General features: G+C 67.6%; 15 protein-coding genes. 6 read left to right on the top strand and 9 right to left on the bottom strand.

The features are described 5' to 3' along the window. The first annotated feature begins 10 nt into the window (after positions 1-10). Complete coding sequence (locus AC56DV_RS31320) at positions 11-304, top strand: L-rhamnose mutarotase (RefSeq protein ID WP_496318102.1); 294 nt, start codon at positions 11-13, stop codon at positions 302-304. Positions 305-306: 2 nt separating this feature from the next. On the opposite strand, the gene AC56DV_RS31315 is transcribed toward AC56DV_RS31320, so the two are convergent. Next, the gene (locus tag AC56DV_RS31315; RefSeq protein WP_496318101.1) at positions 307-1,209 is read right to left on the bottom strand and encodes an alpha/beta hydrolase; all 903 of its coding nucleotides are present in this window, start codon (positions 1,207-1,209) and stop codon (positions 307-309) included. 67 nt (positions 1,210-1,276) lie between these two features. Here AC56DV_RS31315 and AC56DV_RS31310 point away from each other — a divergent pair, with 67 nt between their 5' ends. Continuing rightward, a complete protein-coding gene (locus AC56DV_RS31310) occupies positions 1,277-1,876 on the top strand; it encodes a 3-keto-disaccharide hydrolase (RefSeq protein ID WP_496318100.1) in 600 nt (199 codons plus the stop codon). 5 nt (positions 1,877-1,881) lie between these two features. On the opposite strand, the gene AC56DV_RS31305 is transcribed toward AC56DV_RS31310, so the two are convergent. After that, positions 1,882-3,213, bottom strand: coding sequence for a TolB-like translocation protein (locus tag AC56DV_RS31305; protein WP_496318099.1), 1,332 nt, complete (start codon positions 3,211-3,213; stop codon positions 1,882-1,884). A 142-nt stretch (positions 3,214-3,355) separates the two neighbouring features. Here AC56DV_RS31305 and AC56DV_RS31300 point away from each other — a divergent pair, with 142 nt between their 5' ends. Genes AC56DV_RS31300 through AC56DV_RS31290 form a run of 3 tightly spaced genes read left to right on the top strand, consistent with a single transcriptional unit; the run spans position 3,356 to position 6,262 of the window. Continuing rightward, positions 3,356-5,065: a rhamnogalacturonan acetylesterase gene (locus tag AC56DV_RS31300; RefSeq protein WP_496318098.1), complete on the top strand. Its 1,710-nt coding sequence runs from the start codon at positions 3,356-3,358 to the stop codon at positions 5,063-5,065. Continuing rightward, positions 5,062-5,772, top strand: a complete 711-nt coding sequence (locus tag AC56DV_RS31295; RefSeq protein WP_496318097.1) for a DUF6250 domain-containing protein — start codon at positions 5,062-5,064, stop codon at positions 5,770-5,772. The genes AC56DV_RS31300 and AC56DV_RS31295 overlap by 4 nt, the downstream gene beginning before the upstream one ends. 4 nt (positions 5,773-5,776) lie before the next feature. Beyond that, a complete protein-coding gene (locus AC56DV_RS31290) occupies positions 5,777-6,262 on the top strand; it encodes a nuclear transport factor 2 family protein (RefSeq protein WP_496318096.1) in 486 nt (161 codons plus the stop codon). 51 nt (positions 6,263-6,313) lie between these two features. Here the strand turns inward: AC56DV_RS31290 and AC56DV_RS31285 are convergent, their stop codons facing one another. From AC56DV_RS31285 to AC56DV_RS31270, 4 genes are read right to left on the bottom strand one after another with little or no spacing between them, the layout of a single operon-like run. Next, positions 6,314-8,608, bottom strand: coding sequence for a TonB-dependent receptor domain-containing protein (locus tag AC56DV_RS31285; RefSeq protein WP_496318095.1), 2,295 nt, complete (start codon positions 8,606-8,608; stop codon positions 6,314-6,316). Between the two features lies 1 nt (position 8,609). Continuing rightward, positions 8,610-9,311, bottom strand: coding sequence for a GDSL-type esterase/lipase family protein (locus AC56DV_RS31280; RefSeq protein ID WP_496318094.1), 702 nt, complete (start codon positions 9,309-9,311; stop codon positions 8,610-8,612). Positions 9,312-9,348: 37 nt separating this feature from the next. Continuing rightward, on the bottom strand, positions 9,349-11,511 hold the full coding sequence (locus AC56DV_RS31275; protein ID WP_496318093.1) for a GDSL-type esterase/lipase family protein: 2,163 nt from the start codon (positions 11,509-11,511) through the stop codon (positions 9,349-9,351). A gap of 15 nt (positions 11,512-11,526) precedes the next feature. Continuing rightward, positions 11,527-14,271: an exo-rhamnogalacturonan lyase family protein gene (locus AC56DV_RS31270; protein ID WP_496318092.1), complete on the bottom strand. Its 2,745-nt coding sequence runs from the start codon at positions 14,269-14,271 to the stop codon at positions 11,527-11,529. Between the two features lie 250 nt (positions 14,272-14,521). On the opposite strand from AC56DV_RS31270, the gene AC56DV_RS31265 reads away from it, so the two are divergent. After that, positions 14,522-16,054, top strand: coding sequence for an alpha-L-fucosidase (locus AC56DV_RS31265; RefSeq protein WP_496318091.1), 1,533 nt, complete (start codon positions 14,522-14,524; stop codon positions 16,052-16,054). Positions 16,055-16,071: 17 nt separating this feature from the next. Here AC56DV_RS31265 and AC56DV_RS31260 read toward each other — a convergent pair whose 3' ends face one another. Genes AC56DV_RS31260 through AC56DV_RS31250 form a run of 3 tightly spaced genes read right to left on the bottom strand, consistent with a single transcriptional unit; the run spans position 16,072 to position 19,595 of the window. Continuing rightward, positions 16,072-16,515 (bottom strand): universal stress protein, encoded by a 444-nt coding sequence (locus tag AC56DV_RS31260; RefSeq protein ID WP_496318090.1) that lies wholly within the window; start codon positions 16,513-16,515, stop codon positions 16,072-16,074. Positions 16,516-16,562: 47 nt separating this feature from the next. Then, on the bottom strand, positions 16,563-19,100 hold the full coding sequence (locus tag AC56DV_RS31255; RefSeq protein ID WP_496318089.1) for a cation-translocating P-type ATPase: 2,538 nt from the start codon (positions 19,098-19,100) through the stop codon (positions 16,563-16,565). A gap of 3 nt (positions 19,101-19,103) precedes the next feature. Then, a complete protein-coding gene (locus AC56DV_RS31250) occupies positions 19,104-19,595 on the bottom strand; it encodes a pyridoxamine 5'-phosphate oxidase family protein (protein WP_496318088.1) in 492 nt (163 codons plus the stop codon). Positions 19,596-19,704 lie beyond the last annotated feature (109 nt).

The following is a 19,704-nucleotide window of genomic DNA, read 5'->3' as shown; positions in this document are numbered from 1 at the left end:
CGCGTTCCGCATGAAACTGAAACCGGGCACGGTGGAGGAGTACCGCCGCCGGCATGACGAGTTGTGGCCCGACCTGGCCAGCGCACTGCGCGAGGCCGGCATTTACGACTATTCGATCTTCCTCGACGAGGAGACGCTGCACTTGTTCGCCGTGCTGAAGCTGCGGCCGGACAATAAGATCGCCGAGTTGCCGCAGAAGGAAGTGATGCGGCGCTGGTGGGATTACATGGCCGACCTGATGGAAGTGGAACCCGGCAACCGGCCGCGCGAATGGCCGCTGGAGCAGATGTTCCACTTCGCCTGACGTTATTTCTTCGCCAGCAGTCCGCGTGCGCGCAGCCATTCTTCGGCGCGGCGCGGCCACTCGGACGAGGTGCCCAGGCCGTCCTTCATGCCCATGCCATGCCCGCCGCGTTCAAACAGATACATCTCGGCCGGCACGCGGACCCGGGTCAGCGCCTGGTAGAACAGGATGCTGTTCTCAACCGGCACCGACTGGTCTTCCTGCGTGTGGATCAGCAGCGTGGGCGGCGTGGCGGCGGTGACCTGCTTTTCCAGCGACATCTGCGTCACCAGTTCGGCCGTGGGCGTTTTCCCGAGCAGCGCCTGGCGCGACCCCATGTGCGCCGCCGGCGGTTCCATGGTGATCACCGGGTACATCAGCATCAGGAAGTCCGGCCGTCCGCTGGTGCCATCGAGCGCGGCGCCAGTGCGGCCCGCGGGCAAGTCGAACAGCGTGCCTGCGCTGGCTGCGAGATGCCCGCCGGCCGAGCTGCCCATCACGCCGATGCGCGCCGGGTCGATGCCGAATTCCTTGGCGCGCGAGCGCACCAGGCGCACGGCGCGCAGCACGTCCTGCAGCGGCGCGGGGTGGCCGAATTCCTGCATGCGGTACTTGAGCACAAAGGTGGTCACACCCAGGCCGGACAGCCAGTTCGCGTACTGCGTGCCTTCGCGGTCGGCTGATAGCCGCACATAACCGCCGCCGGGGCAGATGATGACGGCGGTGCCGTTGGGGCGGTCCACCGCCGGGCCGACCAGCGTGAGCGTAGGCTCGCTGACGTTGGAGATGCGGCCTTCCTTGAGCTGCTCCGCGCCGATGCCTGCGCGGGCGCCGGGCACGCCTTCGGGCCAGAGGGGAATCACGGGATTGGCGCTGGCCAGCGCGGCGATACAGCTGATCATCGTGACGAGTATGAGTTTTTTCATGATGTTGGAAAGGATAACAGAGATGAGTAATCGTAAAACGAGGTTGCGGGCAATCTGCGGAGTGGCCATGCTGATAGCTGGCCAGGCTGCTGCGGCGGACCTTTTCAACGGCAAGGACTTCTCGGGCTGGGAGCTGCAAACCACGCCGGACACGCCGCTGGCAAGTGTCTTCACCATGCTGCCGGATGGCGTTGTGGCGTCCACCGGCCAGCCGTCGGGCTTCCTGGCCACCACGGCCAGCTACCGCAACTACCGTCTGCACGTCGAGTGGCGCTGGAGCGGCAAGCCGGGCAACGGCGGCGTACTGCTGCACATCAGCCCCGGCCCCATGGACCGCGTATGGCCGGTGAGCCTGCAGGTGCAGACCAAGAATGGCAGCACTGGCGACCTGTTGCCGATGGCCGGCTACGGTTTCGCCGAGCCGCCCACCAGTGCGGCCGGCGCCTCGCCCGTCATCAAGGCCCGCACGGCTGCGGACAGCGAACTGCCGGCGGGCCAGTGGAACAGCGCCGACATCGTCAGCCGCGACGGCACGGTGGAAGTAAGCGTCAACGGCGTGGCGCAGAACAAGGTGACCGGGGCCACGCCGGCTTTCGGCCGCATAGGCTTCCAGCTGGAAGGCGCGCCGTACGAGCTGCGCCGCGTAACGCTGACCCAGCTCGACTAAGCGGCTTACTTCCGCTTCAGCCATTCCTCCGGCACCGGCACGATGACGATGTTCATCGAGCGGCCGTCCTCGGACAGCATGGCCGACTGGATCTCGATCTTGGTGCCGTCCGCATTGAAAGTAGGGTGCGGATGGTCGGCGGCGGTGTCCTTGTGGCCGGTGGTCAGCATGATCATCTCGCGCGTCTTGCGGTCGATCAGGTAGACGCTGCGGCTGAAGTCATCGCCCACCGCCCAGCGGCCGTCCGACGAACCGTGCACGTGCCACAACCCGCTGCCCGACGGCGTTTGCCCGGCGATGGTCATTTCGCGGGTGCGCATGTTGACGATGGCCAGGCCGGTCGGCTTCTCGCGCGTGCCGGACGGGCCCCAAGCCGCATCCTGGCCCGGATTCGCGCCGCCCACGCCGGTGGCCGGCGCGGCCACGCCGCCCGCGCCATCTGGAATCTTGCGGTGGCCCATGATGGCCATCGCCACCTCGTCCTTGGAGATGACCGCCTCGTGCGTCACCCATTCATACGGCGCCTCCGGGTACAACGGCCGCAAGCCGCTGCCGTCTGCCTTGACGGTCCACGTGCGCTGCGGCGACTTGCCGCCGGTCTCCCAGCAGAACACGATCTCACCCGGGTTCCACAAATTGGCCTGGATATGGCCGATCTGGAACGGCACCGACACCACGTGCTTGATTTCGCCTGTCTTGACGTTCATGCGCGCGATGCCGTTCGGGCCGGCGCCCATGCCGCGGGGACCGAATGGCTGCTCGGGCTTCACGCCCGGCGCCAGGTACTTCGCGGATTCCTCCTTACCCACGCGGAAGTAGGCCCATTCTTCGTCCGCGTCCAGCGCCATGTCGCCGCCGGCCTCCATGCCCAGCGGCGTGGTGCCTGCAACGCGCTGGTAGGTGGCCGCAGGCTTGAGCGTGCCGGCAGCGCTGTCGGCGAACAGGCGCGCCAGGTCCACTTCCACGATCTGCAGGCGGCCCTTGGTGCTGTCCGGGCGCATGAAGTACAGCTTCATGCTCTTGCGCGCCAGGTTCAGCATGCCGGTGTAGCCGCCTTCGCTCACCTGGACGATGTCGCCTGTTTTCTCGTTCACCGCCAGCGCCTCGCCTTCCGCCAGGCGCGACCTGAACACCACCCACTGGCCGTCGGAGGTCCACTGCGGGTGGGTGGGATAAATTTTCGAGTCCCCATGCGGCTTGCTGGTCAGGAAGGTGAGCATGGTGCCGGTGACGGGATCTTTCACCACCTTGCGCTCGGACGGGAAGCGCTTGCCGATCTGCGCGTGCGCGGTGCCGCTGAAGGCGCATGCCATCAGGATCGCGGCGACGGCTGGCATGAGGAATCTGGTTTTCATTGGTAACTGATTTCAGGTTGCGGGAATTCGATTGTGTGCGCATTTTAGCGGCGCGATTGCTCATCTTCCTGATTCTTTGCAAGCCAGGCGCGGACTGTGAAATTCATCGCATAGAATTGTGACCATGAACAAAATCCTGAAGGCGCTGGGCCACGCCGCATCCACCCTGGTCTGCTGCATCGCAATATCGTCGTCGGCGTTGGCTCAGAGCGCCTTGCCGGCCGCCGTCAACACCGACCCGGCGCAAGCGCGCCCGCAGCTGCCGGAACCGGCCAACGCCGCATTGCCGTCCCTGATCCTGATAGGCGACTCCACGGTGCGCAATGGCCGCGACGACGGCCAGGGCAAGGGCGAGGAAGGCCAGTGGGGCTGGGGCAATCCGATCGCCGCCTATTTCGACCCCGCCAAGATCAACGTGGTGAACCGCGCCATCGGCGGCTTGAGCAGCCGCACCTACATCAGCGGCGGCCACTGGGAGCGCACGCTGCCCTTTATCAAAGCCGGCGACGTGGTCGTCATGCAGTTCGGGCACAACGATTCCAGCGCCATCAACGACACCAGCCGCGCGCGCGGCACCATCAAGGGCGTGGGAGAGGAAAGCCAGGAAATCGACAACCTGCTCACCGGGAAGCATGAAACGGTGCGCAGCTATGGCTGGTATCTGCGCCGCTACATCGCCGAGATCCGCGCAAAGGGCGCAACGCCCGTCATCTGCTCGCCGATTCCGCGCAAGATGTGGGACGCGGAGGGCAAGATCGGCCGTGGCAAGGGCGATTATGCCGGCTGGGCCGCCGAAGTGGCGCGCCAGGAACGCGTTGGCTTCATCGACCTGAATGAAATGGCGGCGCGCAAGTACGATGAACTGGGCCGGGACGCGGTGATGAAGCTGTTCCCGCTGGTGACGCCTGACGAGCGCGTACACACCAATTGGGCCGGCGCGGAACTCAACGCGCGGCTGGTGGTGGCCGGGTTGAAAGCGCTGCGGCTGCCGGTGGTGCAGTCGGCCTTCAGCGCCAAGGCGGCGGATATCGCCCCCGCCGAGGACGAGCGGCCGGTGGTGGACGGCGCCAAGGTGCGCGCCGATGTGCCGCGCGATCCGGCGCTGCCGAATGTCTTCATCGTCGGCGACTCGACCGTGCGCAGCGGCGGCTCGAACGGCATGTTCGGCTGGGGCGAACGCATCGCGCCGTACTTCGACACCAGCAAAGTCAATGTCGTCAACCATGCCATCGGCGGGCGCAGCAGCCGCACTTTTCTGACCGAAGGCCGCTGGGACAAGGTCATGGCGCAGATGAAGGCGGGAGACGTGGTGCTGATCCAGTTCGGCCATAACGACGGCGGCCGCATCGGCGATCCGGCCATGAAGGGCAGGGCGTCCGGCAAGGGCACCGGCCCGGAAACCGTGGAAGACACCAGGGCGGACGGCAGCAAGGAACAGGTACATACTTTTGGCTGGTATATGGCGAAGTATGTGGCCGACGCCAGGGCGAAGGGCGCGTCGGTGGTCCTGCTGTCGCCCGTGCCGCACAAGGACGTTTGGGAGCAGGGCCGCGACTTTGCCACCTTCGCGCAGTGGGACGCCGAGGTGGCTGCGGCGGGCGGCGCGCAGTTTGCGGACCTGACCATGGTGGTCAGCGACGGCTACCGGCAGATCGGCGCCGCGGCGGTCGCGGGCCTGTTCTCGGACGCCCGTACCCACACCAACGACGCGGGCGCGCAGTTCAACGCCCGCAGCGTGATCGCGGCGCTGAACGGCCTGCCGCGCAACCCGGCCGCGCCCTACCTGTCCGCGCAGGGCAGGGCCGTGCCGCCCGCCGGCAAGGCGCCGCAATGACCGTGCGCTCCGCCGCAGCCGCAATGCTGGCGACACTGGCCGCGCTGGCCGCGCCGGTTTCAGGCGCCGCGCAGGAATGCACCAACTGGGGCAAGCCCGGCGCGCTGCTGCATGCGGACGGTTTCGATCAAGGCCTGGCCCAATGGGTGCCCGAGTACCGCGCCGCCCCCGGTTCCACCATCGCCGCAGCGCAGGGCAAGCTGACCATCGATGTGGCGGGCGACGCCACCGTATGGTTCAAGCCCAGCCTGTCCGGCGACATCCAGATCAGTTACCGCCGCAAGATGCTGGTGGGTGGCGGCGCCAATGACCGCCTGTCCGACCTGAACCAGTTCTGGATGGCGAGCGATCCGCGCAACGCCAATCTGTTCACCCGCGACGGCACCTTTGCCCAGTACGACGCGTTGAGCTTGTACTACATGGGCATGGGCGGCAACAGCAACACCACCACCCGCTTCCGCAAGTACGACGGCAAGGGCCAGCGCGTGCTGCTCGGCGACTTGGCCGACAGCGAGCACCTGCTGCTGCCCAACCGCGAGTACCAGATCGACATTTCGGTCTACCGGGGTTGCACGCGCATCTTGGTCGACGGCGAAGCGTACTTCACCTACCGCGATCCAGAACCGCTGCGCTCGGGGCACTTCGGCTTCCGCACCACGCACTCGCGGCAGGAAATCACCGATTTCAAAGTCCACCGGCTAGAATAGCTCAATGAAATCCGCATTACTGCTGTCATTGCTCGCTGCATTGCCCCTGGCCGCGCTAGCCGCCCCGTGCCTGCCTGTTGCGGACCTGGTCGCCCGCGACTCGCAGTACGAAGAGGCGATGCGCATCGGCGATGCTGCGTTCCTGGAGAACCTGCTGGCCGACGATTTCGTCTGGGTGCACAACCTGGTCTCGTCCATTGACGACAAGGCGGCCATGGTGGCGCGGGCGAAGAATCCAGCCAGCATACCGAAAGCCCGCACCACCAGCGGCGTGCAGGCGCAAGTGCTCGGCGATACCGTGGTACTGCGCGGGCAGAGCACGGTGGATGCCTGGAACGCAGACGGCAAGACCTGGCGCAGCAATCGCTATCAGTTCATGCGCACTTACGTGAACACCGCCGCCGGCTGCAAGCTGCTGGCGGTGCAGACCATGAAGGTGTGGTCCAGCGAAACGGACAAGGCGGCATTGAAGCCGGCTGCCACGCAGTAAGGCGGCGCAGCCGCATCAGCGCGAGCAGGCGCCACAGGGCGGGCGGACGCCTCAGCGCTGGCCGCCGCTGCCGCGCTGCCCCTGACCTTGCCCCGGTCCCTGTCGCATACCTTGACCTTGACCGCCGCCCGGCCGCGCGCCGGTTCCCGGCGTGAACCCGCCCAGCCGATACGACAAGCCCAGGTAAGCGATCCGCCCGTCCGAGCGGCGTATGCTGGTTTCCTTCAGCGTGGCCGTGTCGGTGATGGTTTCGATCTGGTTCGAGTTGAACGCGTCCGTCAAGTTCAGCACCAGGCTCAGTTTCGGCGTAATCGCGTGGCGCAGGCTGAAATTGACCGTGGTGTTGGGCTGCCGCACGCCTTGGCCGAATAGCTGGCGGCCCTGCGTTTGCACCATGGCCTGCAGCTGGTCTTCCGGCGTGGCCTGGTAGTTCATCCGCAGGCGTCCACTCAGCGACGAGGCGGTGCGCGTGCTGGCGAACCCGTACAAATCCTCCGTCAATTGCTCCGTGTGCCCCAGGTTGCCGCTGGCGCTCATCGAGAGGCCGGGCGCGATCTTGCCTTGCACCGTGAATTCCAGCCCGCTGGCGTTGTTGCGGCCGCCGTTGACGGGCGTCGTCAGCAGCACGGTGTCGCTGATGAAGTAGCGGCGGATCAGGATCGAGTCGCGGTCCTTGCGGTGGTAGGCGCGCAGGTTGGTCTCCATGCCGGCAATGCGGCTCTCGTAGCCGATCTCGAAGGAGTCCGTCTTGGTCGGATTCAGCTGCGGATTGCCGGCCGAGACGTTCAACTCGTCGCGGTAAATGACGAAGGGATTGAGCTCATTGCCGTTCGGCCGGCGCAGACGGTGCGCATAGCTGAAGCGCAGATTGGTGTCGTCGGACCATTTGTAGGTGGCGTAAGCGCTGGGGATGTAGCTGATATAACTGTTCGACGCGTTTACATGCGTGGTCAGCTGCTCGATATCCAGCTCGGTATGCTCAACCCGCAGGCCGCCCAGCACGCCCCATTTCTCGTTCAGGCGCACCTGGTAGGAACCGTACAGCGCCAAATTCTTCTCGTCCATGCGGAAGCGGTTGCTGCGCTGGGTGTTCACGTAGGGCAGCTGCGAGACGGGATCGACGCTGGTGTACAGGGTGTCGAATTCGCTGCGGTTGTCCGCCACCTTGTAGCCCAGCTTGAGCATGGCGCGGTCTATGGGCAGCTCGTAGTCGCCGGTTAGGTCGACGATACGGTTGTTGCTGGTATTGTCCTGGAAGCTTTTCTGGTCCAGCGCGCCGCGCGGCGCAACGGCGTAGATGTTCTGGTAGGCGTTGTTGATGGTGTTGTCGGCCGAGGTGACGCGCAGGTCCATCTTCATGGTTTCGCCATCGGCCTTGCCCTTGTGCTCCCAGCGCGCGCCGAGGCCGTAGTTGCGGGCGTCGCCGCCGCGCTGGGTGCTGCGGGTGTAGTCGCTGTCGATAATGCCTTCAGCGGCCCCAGCGTAGCGCAGGTAGCGGTCCTGCGAACGCTGTGCGTTGTCGCGGCCCTGGTAGGACAGGCTGGCGGCCAGGGTGTCCTTGGCGCCAATGTTGTAGGTGAGCGAGGCATTGGCGCCGACGTTGTCGTTCAGGCCGGAGGAGCTGGCGAACTGGGTGCTGTGCACCATCGCGCCGGTGACAGGATCGATGCGGTCGCGCACCGTGCCGCCGCTGCTGGCGCGGCCGTCGTGGCGGATATTCAGGCCGCCCTGGATGCCGAACGCGCCCGAGTTGTAGGTGCCGGAGAGGGCCGAGTTGTAGCGGCCCTCGCTGCCCGCGTTGGCGTTAATGACGCCGAAGCCGCCGGGCCGGCGCGTGCGGCGCATCACCAGGTTGATGATAGGGCCGCCGCCGGCGTCGTTGCCGAACTGCGCGCCGGGGTTGTTGATGACTTCCACCGACTCGATGTCTTCGGCCGGGATTGCGTTCAGCGAGGCGCCCCGGCTATCGCCCTGCAGCACGGCGGACGGTTTGCCGTCGATCAGGATCTGCACGTTGGGGCTGCCGCGCAACGTGACCGAGCCATCCGGGTCGACCGCCACCGAAGGCACGCTGTTCAGCGCGTCCGCCGCCGAGCCATTGCTGGCGCCGACGTCGGATTTCACGTCGTAGACCTGGCGGTCGATGCGGTTGGTGGGACGCTCGGCGGATACCACTACGCTGGCCACGTCCGGGCTATCGGCGCTGCCGGGCGTGGCGGGTGGCTCCGGCGGTTTGGCCGGCGCCGCCTTTTTGATTGTGACGGTTGGCGGCGGCGCCGTCTGGGCGTGTGCGAGCTGGGCGGACGCGATTGCCAGGCAAGCCGCCACGGCGCGCGTTTTGGCCATGCTATTTCTGTATCGTTGCAAGCAGGGCCTCCAGTTCATCGGCCCACATGTTGTAGCCGGCGGTCGTGAGGTGCAGCTTGTCGCCGCTCAGGCCTTTCCAGTTGTCGCCTTCGGGCGTGAAACGCGCGGCCAGGTTCAGATACCAGATGGACTTCCCGTCGGCCATCGGCGCGATCAGCTTGTTCACCTCCGCCATGCGCTGATCCGCGCGCGCATTCGGCAGGATGCTGACCACAACCACCTTCACGCCGGCGAACTTCTTCTGCGTGGCAGCCACCACGGCCTTGATGCCGCTGGCGATGTCTTCCGGCTCGTTGTTGACGTTGTTGGTGCCGATCATGATGACCGCGACCTTCGGCTTCAGGAAGGACAGATCGAAGTTGTCCAGGCGCCACAGGACGTGCTGGGTCCTGTCCGCGCCCAGGCCGAAGTCGAAGGCGCGGCTGTCAAACCGCGTGTTCCAGACCGGCGCTCCCGCGCCCCAGCGGAATTGCTCGGTGATCGAGTCGCCGATGAAGATGATGTCGGCCTGGCGGCCTTTGCGCAGGGCGAGGTAGTCGGCGAAGTAGGTCTGGTAAGGCACGCGCGCCAGGTAGTTCTGGTCGCTGGCGGTGGTGGTGGCCGGATCCAGCGCGGCGGCGGGCAGCGACAGGCCCAGGTTCAGGGTGGCGGCCGTGGCCAGCGCGAGCAGCAGTCGTTTCATGGTTGTCTCCAGAGTGGGTATCTTATTCGTGTGCGCGTTATTGCGCGCGCAGCTGTTCGACCAGTGCAGCGGGGACGGCAATGGCTGTGCCATGCCGCATGCGCACCGGCGTGCCCTCGTCCGGGAAGCTCATTTTGGCCGTCACGTCTTCCCATGTAACCAGGTCGCGCGAGCGCATGGCGCCGTAGTGCTTGGTGCGGTAGGCGTCATAGTAAAGGATCACGTCCGCGCCGGCCTGGATGGCGGTCGGGCCTTCCACCCACATGCCTTGCGGCGTAATGGGAGCACTGAGCTTGCCGAACGGGCCGTTCAGCGAGGGCGCGTCGGCCACCTGCAGGTATTTGCGCGGCGGCTTCACGGTTTCGTCCTTGATCAGCAGGTGGTTCTTGCCGTTGGCGCGCACGAAAGTCGCGTCGATCACGCTGAAGCCCGGGTCGTAGAACAGCCGGGTCGGCGTGAAGGTCTTGAAGTCCCTGGTGGTGGTGGAGTACAGGCGGTGGTTGTACTTCTCCTCGGACGAGCCGGCCGTTTCCGTGAACTTGCCCGGCACGGTGGACGCCCAGAAGATCAGGAACTCGCCGCGCTGCTCGTCGTAGACGATTTCCGGCGCCCACGCATTGAGCACGCCTTTTTCGTGCGCCATCACCGGCAGCTCCTGCTGTTCGGACCAGTTGACCAGGTCTTTCGATGAGGCGTAGCCGATGTTGTTCTCTTTCCAGCCGGAGGTCCAGACCATGTGGTAGGTGCCGTCCGGGCCGCGCACGATGCACGGGTCGCGCATCAGCTTCGATATGCCAACCTTGGGCGTCAGGTAGCTGCGGCCGCCGCCCAGCTTGTCCCAGCGGTAGCCGTCCGCGCTGGCGGCCAGGTGCAGGCCGTCTTCGCCGTTCTTGGTGAAGTAGGCGAAGATGTAGGCATTGGCTTCCGCGCCGGCATTGGCCTCGTCGCCCAGCGGGCGCTCATTGCTGAATTTCGGGCTGGGCGGCACCGCGAATTTGGCCACCGGGTCCGGTTTGGACGGATCGAAGCTGCCGTATCCGTCGGCGATAAAGGACGCGGCGGGCACGCCGGCCTGGCGCATGCCGGTCAGCACCGCCTGCGCCAGCTCGTAGGCGCCGTAGTTGTTGTGGTGCGTGTTGTCGGTGCGGCCGGGCTGCGGCTCCGCGAAGGCGGCCTTGGACGCCTCGGTGCCGAGCGCCTCGTACAGCGGCTTGCTCATGGCATTGAGGTCGATGAAGGCCACGCCCAGCTCCTGCGCCGACTGGCGGGCGGCGGTGGCGTAGTCGATCAGCGATGGAACCACTTTGCCGTTGGCGTCGAAGGCGCGGCGCTCCATCGACGAAATGATGACCGGCACGCCGCCGCGCGCGCGCACGCCGTCCACGTGCTGTTTGATCTCGTCCTTGTAGGTGGTGAACGGGCCGCTTTTGCCGTCCTTGATCTGCTTCTGGTCGTTGTGCCCGAACTGCATCATGACCGTGTCTCCCGGGCGCATGGCGCTCAGCACCTTGTCCAGGCGCCGGCGGGCCAGCGAATCGCGGTAGGTTTCGCCGGATTGGGCGTGGTTGGCGACGGCCACGCCCGGTTTCAGGAAACGCGGCAGCATCTGGCCCCAGCTGGCGTACGGCTCGCCGGGCTGGTCGGAAACGGTGGAGTCGCCCAACAGGAAAATGGTGGGCGTTTGCACCGGAGCGATGTCGATGGCGCGCACGGCGGGGTTGGCGCCGTTGAACTCCAGCGTCAGGCGGCGGTCCCAGTTCCAGGCTTCCTGCACGGTTTCGCGCGGCGCCTTGAGCTTGACGGCGCCCGCCGCCAGGCCAGCGGCGGCCGGAATGTGCGGCGTGCGGATGTTGACGGTGAAGGTGCGCACTTCCGTCTTGCCGGGTGCGGTGCGCACGTTCTCCAGCATCAGGCGGCGCAGTTCGGTTTTGATGGTGGTGCTGGCTTCCTGCGCGCCGCCCAGCGTGACGGTGACGTTGTAATTGCCTTCGGGGAGATCGACCGAGAAGAAGGACGGCTGGCCGGCCACGGCGCCGGGCTCGAAGCCGTAGCCCTTGCCGGCGCTATATTCGGTTGCGGGAGCGACGGCGGTGTAACCGGCCGCCGGCTGGGCGCTGAAGTCGAACTTGCGCACGCCGCCCGTTTGCGCGGTGGCGGGAAAGCTGGCAGCCAGCAGCAAGGTGATAAGGGAAAGCTTCATAGTCTGTCGGAGTGGTTATTTTGCAGGGATATGGTCGCCGATCAGCGCCAGGTTCTGGATCGCGGCCAGGCCCCATTGTGCGGTGTCGTTGGTGCTGATCCAGTCGACTTCCTGCACCGGATTGAGCACGGCCGGGCCGCGCAGCTGGACCGGACGCACCAGCGGCGCCGGGCGTTCGTTGAACTCGCGCCAGGCGCGGCGCGCCAGTTCGGCGTTTCCGGTGCGCCAGGCCGCATAGGCGGTGAGCCGCGAGTGTCCCACGCGCAGCGCGTTGGTGCCGCCGTGCGGCATGCCCAGCGCCTTGATTTGCTCTTCGCGGCTGGCGTTGTACAGCGTGCAATACTGCACCCAGGCGCGCTCGAAAGCTTTGTCACCGGTGACCGCAATCAGTTCCGCGAACACCTCCACGGCGCCGAACACCGCATTGAGGTGGCTGGCCTGCACCTTGTCGCCACTCATATTGGCCATATGGCCGTCCTTCGGCTGGTAGCCGGCGCGTTCGGCGCTGAAGAAGCCGTGCGGCATGGCGGCGATGTCGCGCATGCCGGTCAGCAGCTTGTTCCTGTACACCGGCTTGCCGCCGCGTTCCCATTCGGTGAGCCAGTTGCCGGCCAGCGAACCCCAGTCCGTGCCGAAGCTGGCGCGGGCCGGGTAGAGCGACTTGTCCAGCGGCGCGGCGCGCTTGCGCACCGGGTCCACGTCGGCCAGCTTGGCGTCCGCATCCAGCAGCTCCTGCATGATGTCGCCGATGCGCTCGTCGGCGGTGAGGTAGTAATAGAAGCGGCGGTACACGGCCGCGCTGATGCGCACCTGTTTGGCGCTGCAGCCCCAATGCTGCACGTTGTGGCGCGTGCCGAGGCCCGCGAAGCGGCCCAGGTGGTAAATGTCCACTTCGCTGGTGTGGCGCACCATGGCTTCGGCCAGGCGGAAGATGTCGGCGCGGCCGCTGCGCAGGAAGGAGTACCACAGCCACAGGTCGGGCGACAGCTCCGAATTGTCCCAGGCGTAGCCGCCCACGTCGTAACGCCATACGTGGCGGTCGGCGTCGTAGGTGTGCATCACGTCGCCGTAGTTCCAGAAACCGTACCAGTGGTGCTGCTCAACCTGGCCACGGTAGTAGTCGAAGCGGCGGTCCAGCTCATCCTCGATGTGGGCCTTGGCGGGATGCGAGCGGTCGGGAAGGCTCCACATGCCGCCGAACACCTTGCAGGCCAGGTAGTGCGCCGGCTGCGCCACCAGCTGCGGCGGTGACTGCACGGCCTGCGCAATGTGCGTCATGGCTTCGCGCGACGGCGTGGCTGCCAGCGCCCACAGCGTGATTTCGCTGCTGCGGGCCACGCCGTGCGGGCTGCCGTAGCCTTTTTCGTAGTCCTCGTAGGTGATTTCGAGGCCATCGAGTTCGTCGGCGTGGGTTTCCATGCCCATGCCGTCGTGGTAGAAGCGCATGTCCATCGCCTGCGCGTCGGGGGACCACATCCACAGCGTCACCTCGGCGTCGTCGGTGTGGGCGTTGCGGACGTCGAGCTGGGTGGGATGGCGCTGCCAGAAGTCGCGCAGGCCGAAGGCCACGCCGCCTGAAGCGCCGCCGATGTAGCCCACACCCGGCGCGCGGCGGCCCCACGCGGCATCGATCCAGCCGTGGCCCGGCTTGGTGCGCTTGCGGATCTGGAAGCCGTCGGCCGACAGCTGGGACAGCGTGTAGTCGCCCCAGGCGGGTATCAGGTGCATCAGCTTGCGCACGTTGGGCGCCATGTTTTCCAGCGGAGGGCAGGCAAGGCCGGCCACCTGGGCCGATCGGAAGGCGGCGCCGGGATCGCGCCGCAGGCCGGTGAGACCGCGCACGGCTTCGGCCCACAGGCCTTTTTCCTCGCCGGCGAACCGCACGTGGCGGTCATGCGGCTGGTCGCGCATCGGCACGTTGAAGCGCATGCCGATGCCGCGGATGAATTCCTTCTGCTCGTCGCCGTCGAACACGAAAGTGTGCATGATGCGGACGGACTCGGCCCCTGCGTAGAAGTACAGCCGCACCGAGAACGGCAGCCAGGCGCGCTGGCCGCTGCGGTGCATGCCGTCGATCTTGACCACGGCGCGCACCGGGCCGCGCTGTTCGACCGTTACCGTTCTGATGTCGCTTTCAAAGGCCGTGTGGCGGGTTGCTCCCGCGCTGCCGTCGGGCTGGTCGTCGCTCAGGGCGACCAGTTTGCCGGCGCGGGCGATGTCGCGGCCGGCGCGCGTGATGGAGCGGATCAGGTGGGCGCCGCGCTTGGGAATCTGGCAGGAGATGACACCGGTATCGACCGAGATCTCGTTCGTGCCTTCCTGCAGGCGGACGGCAGCGCCAGAGCCGGGTGCGGCCGCCGGTTTTCCTTTGACCGGGGACAGTAGCAGGGCGTCGGACAAGCCGGCGCCGGCGGGCAGGGCGTGCGCGCTCCATTTCAGCGAACCGTCCGGCCAGTAGGCCAGTGGCCAGCTTTGCATCGGGATGCCGGCCGCTCCGGGGGCGGAGAGGATGAATGCCTGGCCTTTGGCGATCTTCCCCTGCGGCCAGGGTAGGCCGAGCGTAACCCCTTGCGACAGCGCGGGCACACCTTCAAGCCAGCGCAGCCCGGCGCCATTTTCGGGCGCGGCGGCATGCGAGCGGGCGGGCGATGCCGAAGGCGAGGGCTCGGCAGCGCCGGCGGATGCGCCCCCGGCGGCGAGCAGCGGGGTGGCGCCCAGGACGGAAGCTTGAAGGAAGGTGCGGCGGCTAAAGGTAGTCAAGTTGGTCTCTCGTTGCGTGCATTGGGGCTAGTCCTGGGCGCCGACGCGGCTGCGATTCCTGCGATGCTGTAGGTGTGCATACCGGTCCTGGCCGAGCGGTCGCCCGCGAGGCTTTCGAGTATCGATAGTCGCCCCACCAGTGTCAACGGCTGACGCGATCTAATCATGTTTATGACTGATACAAAGCGATACGTGCGCGAAACGTGAGAGCGCGCTACGCTATCCTGAAGTTAAAATAATGGAGACCGCGATGTCACGCACGCGACTGATACTGTCACTTCTGGTACCGGCCCTGGCCGTGGCCGCTCCGTTGCCCAAGCCGGACCGGGGCGGCGTTCCCGAATCCAGGCTGTACGACTATGGCGTGATGGGGCCGCCCGCCACGCCCGCCATCGTGGCGGCGGCCGATGCGGCGGTGGCCGCGCCGCTGCCTCCCGGGCCGTTCGCGGCGGACTGGGACTCCATCCGCAAGCACTACCGCACCCCGGCCTGGTTTGAGGACGCCAAGTTCGGCATCTTCCTGCATTGGGGCGTGTACGCGGTGCCGGCGCACCGCAACGAGTGGTACGAAAAGCACATGTACGGCGCCGAACTGGCATGGCACACGGCCCATTTCGGCGCGCCGGACCGCTTCGGCTACAAGGATTTCATCCCCATGTTCCGGCAGGAGAGGTTCGACGCGGCCCAGTGGGCGGCCCTGTTCCGCCGTTCCGGCGCGCGATTCGTGATGCCCTCGGCCCAGCACCACGACAATTTCGCGCTGTGGGACAGCAAGGTTACGCCATTCAACGCCAGGCGCATGGGGCCGAAGCGCGACCTGATCGGCGAACTGGCCGCCGCCGTGCGCAAGGAGGGGATGAAGTTCGGCGTCTCCAACCACGGCGTGGAGAATTTCACCTTCATCAATCCGCCGCAGGCGCTGGAGGACAAGCTGAAAGCGGCGAAAGCGGACCTGTACGATCCGAAATGGGCCGCGTTCTACAACGTGGCCGACCGCAGCCCGGCCGCCATGACGCGCTTCCTGAGCGACTGGGTGGAGCGCAACCTGGAGCTGATCGACCAGTACCAGCCCGACCTGCTGTGGTTCGACAACGGCGTGAACCTGCGCGTGCTGGACCCGCTCAAGCTGCGCGTGGCGGCCCATTATTACAACCGCGCCCAGGCCTGGAACAAGGAGGTCTCGATCAGCAGCAAATTCGTGGCCTACGCGCCCAGCAACGACGATACGCAGCAGGTCGGCTCCATCATCGACTTCGAGAAAATCGGCTTGCGCTCGCCGCCGGACATCCGCCCGGGGCCGTGGATGGTGGACGACGCCATCGGCAGCACCTGGGGCTACACCAGCGGCATGAAGGTGGCCGGCGGCGGCGCCATCGTCGGGCGCCTGGTCGATACGGTCAGCAAGGGTGGTTTCTACCTGCTCAACCTGTCGCCCAGGGCCGACGGCGCCATCCCCGAGGAGCAGCAGCGCACCTTGCAGGAGGTGGGCGCATGGCTGAACAACAACGGCGAGGCGATCTACGGCACCCGGCCGTGGAAGCAGCACGGCGAAGACAGCTGGCGTTTCACCAGCAAGGGCGAGACGGTGTACGCCGTCGGCCTGCCGCGCGACGGCTCGGTGGTGCTGCGCGTGCTGGGCCCGGGCGCGGGCAAAGTGCAGCGCGTGGAACAGCTGGGCCGCGACGGCGTGCTGCCGTTCCGGCAGGCGCAGGAAGGCCTGACGGTGGAAGGCATCTCCATCGCAGCAGGCGGCTTGCCTGCTGCGCTCAAAGTCACGTTCTGATCCGGCGCCATGGCGGCCTATTCCGGACGGTACACCAGCACCGGCACGGGGCTGTGCAGCAACACCTTGTGCGTCTCGCTGCCCAGCAGCATGCCTTTCAGCCCGAGCGCGCCATGGGTTGCCATGGCGATCAGGTCGCAGCCGCTGCTTTTCGCGGCATCCAGGATCTTGCGGTGCGGCCGGTCCCCGCGCAGCAGCAGGGTTTCGCACGGCACCTGCTGCGCGCGCGCCGATTCGGTGATGGCCGCCAGCAGGGCGGTGCCGTGGGCCGTGCTGTCTTTCAGGAAATCCTCCTTGGTTTCGTCCAGCACCCGCGGCCGATAGCTGAACACATGAAAGTCCGGCAAGACGTGCAATGCCGTGATGCGGGCGCCGTTCTCCGCAGCCAGCGCCAGGGCTGAGCGCACCGCGAAATCCGATGCGGGCGAGCCGTCGGTGGGCACGAGTATGTGTTTGAACATGATGGCCTCCTTGAATGTGTGATGCACTTTCAGTATAGACAGTTTGGTCAGGCGGCGCGCAGGGTGGCCGGGCCGGGCTGCGAGACGAGGCGCAAGGCCAGATAGGCCAGCGCGCCGCTGCCGGCGGCCGCCGCCAGGGCCGCCGCCGGCAGCGGCGCCATCTGGAAGGCGGTCGCCAGCGGAGGCCAGTAGATGGCCGCCAGCAGCAGGCCCAGCGCCAGCGCGGCGATGGCCGTGGCGGCTGGATTGCGGGCCGGCCGGGCACCGGCGGCGTTCGCGCCGGGCTGGCGGTTGGCCTGCAGCAGCGCCAGGTTGGACAGTACCAGCGCGGCAAAGCCGAAGCTGCGCGCCTGCTGTTCGGGCAGCAGCGCCGCCGCCGCGCCGTAGGCCAGGGCCAGCATGGCCAGCACCACGCCGCCCTGGAGCACGGCGCGCGCCATCGTCTGCCGGTCGATGAAGGCGGCGTCCGCCGGGCGCGGCGGGCGACGCATCAGGTCGCGCTCGGCCGGCTCCTGCTCGAACGCCAGCGAGCAGGCCGGATCGATGATCAGTTCCAGGAACACGATGTGCATGGGATATAGCAGCAGCGGCCAGTCCAGCAGCGCCGGCAGCAGCGCCATGCCGGCGATGGGGGCGTGGATCGCCAGCACATACAGCACCGCCTTGCGCATATTGCTGTAGATGCGGCGCCCGCCGCGGATGGCGGCGACGATGGAGGCGAAGTGGTCGTCCAGCAGCGTCAGCTCGGCCGCCTCGCGCGCCACGTCGGTGCCGCGCAAGCCCATGGCGATGCCGACATTGGCCGCATGCAGGGCCGGCGCGTCGTTGACGCCGTCGCCGGTCATGGCCACCACCGCGCCGCCGCGCTGCAGGGCTTGCACGATGCGCAGCTTCTGCTCGGGCCGGGCGCGGGCGCAGACGGTGGCCTGGCGCAACGCCGACGCCAGTTGCGCCTCGTCCATGGCGGCCATCTGCGGCCCGGTCAGGACCGTGCCGTCGGCGATGCCGGCCTGGCGCGCAATGGCGCTGGCCGTGGACGGGTGGTCGCCGGTGATCATCAGCACGCGCACGCCGGCCGCATGGCAGTCCGCCACCGCCGCCGGGATCCCTTCGCGCAGCGGGTCGGCCAGCGCCGCCAGGCCGCACAGCTCGAAACGGAACCCGGCCGGGTCGTCCGGCCACGTGTCGCCGGCGTGGCCGCAGGTGGCCACGGCCAGCACGCGCAGCCCCTGGCCGGTCATCTGGCCCAGCGCCGCCAGCGCGGCCGCGCGCTGGTCCTCGCTCAGCGCGCACAGCGGCAGCAGATACTCGGGCGCGCCCTTGGCCGCCACCAGCTGGCTGCCGTCCGCTTCCCGCCATATCTGCACCAGCGCGGGGCGTTCCGCCGCCAGTCCGTATTCGCGCACCAGGCGGGCGCCGGCGCCGGGCGCGGGCTGGCCGACGCGCTCGGCGAGGCGGAAGAATGCCTGCTCCATCGGGTCGGCCGATTGCGGCCGGCTGGCGCGCATGGCCATCCCCAGCACGGCGGCGTGCGGCGGCGGCAGGGCGCGGTCGTCCGGCGCCAGCAGGCGCTTGCCGGCCCAGATGCGGCCGACCGCCATGCGGTTTTCGGTCAGCGTGCCGGTCTTGTCGACGCACAGCACGGAGGCGGCGCCCAGGGTTTCAATGGCGCCCAGGTTGCGCGCCAGCACCTTGCGGCGCGCCAGGCGGTGCGCGCCCAGCGCTGGGAAGACCGTCAGTATCACGGGAATCTCCTCCGGCAGCATCGACATCGCCAGCGCCAGGCCGGCCAGCAGCGCGCTGATCCAGGCGCCGTCGCGGCTGCCCAGCAGCAGCACCAGAGCCGCGCTGAGCGCCAAGCCCGCGAAGGCCAGGCGGCGCGCCAGCAGCGCGCTCTGGCGGCGCAGCAGGGACGGCGGCGGCGCCAGCGTGCCCAGCGCCGCGCCCAGCCGGCCGATTTCGCTGGCCGCGCCGGTGGCGGCCACCTCGGCCACGCCGTGCCCTTGCACCACCAGCGTGCCCGAGTAGACCCAGGGCAGGCCGCTGCCGCCGGGCGGGGCGGGCGGGGCGCCGCTGTCCGCGCCGGCGGCGGCGCACTTGTCGACCGGTACCGATTCCCCGGTCAGCATGGACTCGTCGGTGCGCAGGCCGTTCGCGCTCAGCAGCAAGGCATCGGCCGGCACCCGGTCGCCCTCCGCCAGCACGATCACGTCGCCCGGCACCAGCTGCGCGCTGGGCAGCACCAGCGGCACGCCGTCGCGCAGCACCGTCGCGGTGGGAGCGCCCAGCTGGCGCAGCGCCTGCAGCGCGCGTTCGGTGCGGCCCTGCTGGAACAGCGTCAGCCCCATGGTCAGCACCACGGTGGCGGCCAGCACCAGCCCCTCGTGCAGCTCGCCCAGCAGAAGGTACAGCGCCGCCGCCGTCGCCAGCATCAGGAACATGGGTTCGCGGGCGGCCCCGGCCAGCAGATAGGGCCAGCCGCGTCGTCCGCCGTCGGGCACACTGTTCGGTCCGTACTGCGCCAGCCTGCGGGCCGCCTCCGCGCTGTCAAGGCCGGGGCGCTCCGGGCCGTCCGCCAGATTCATCGCTCAGTCCGCCGCGCAAGCCTCGGGCGGCACCGCGTACAGCTCGGTGTGGCCGAATCCCAGGCGGTAGTCCAGCAGCGAGATGACCTGCGGCGCGATGCGCAGCACCAGCACGCTGCCCCAGTCGGGCGCGTTGCCTGCCGCCTGCATGCGCTTAATTTCGGGAAACTTGTGCGCCATCAGCGCGGCCACCCGCGCCAGCGCGTCGGCGCCGTTGACGATGGTGGCGGTGGCGGCCGCCGAGATGCCGCGGATGCCGCTCCAGGCGGCGTAGGGCAGGTTGATGGTCAGCGACACCTTGGGGCACTCAGCGATGTTGCGCGCCTTCTGGCTGTCCAGCCCGATGCCGGCGTACAGCACCAGCCCCTGGTTCACATAACTGACCGTGGTCGCCTGCGGATAGCCGTCCGGGCGCAGCGTGGCCAGCGTCAGGTCGGCGCCGGCCGACAGGATGGCCAGTATCCGGTCGCGCGCGGCGGTATGCAAATTGTCCATGTCGTCCTCCATTGGGTATGAGGGACTGTAGCGCCTTGCGGCCGCCCGCTTCTTTGATCCAGGTCAAATCCGCCCGCCTTTGGGCCTTGTCGGGGATCCCCTACGGCAT

Source organism: Massilia sp. BGA-UO-ETr-WB1, assembly GCF_059567845.1.
Note: the sequence above shows the minus strand (reverse complement) of the source record. Positions and strands in the feature narration are given on the sequence as shown.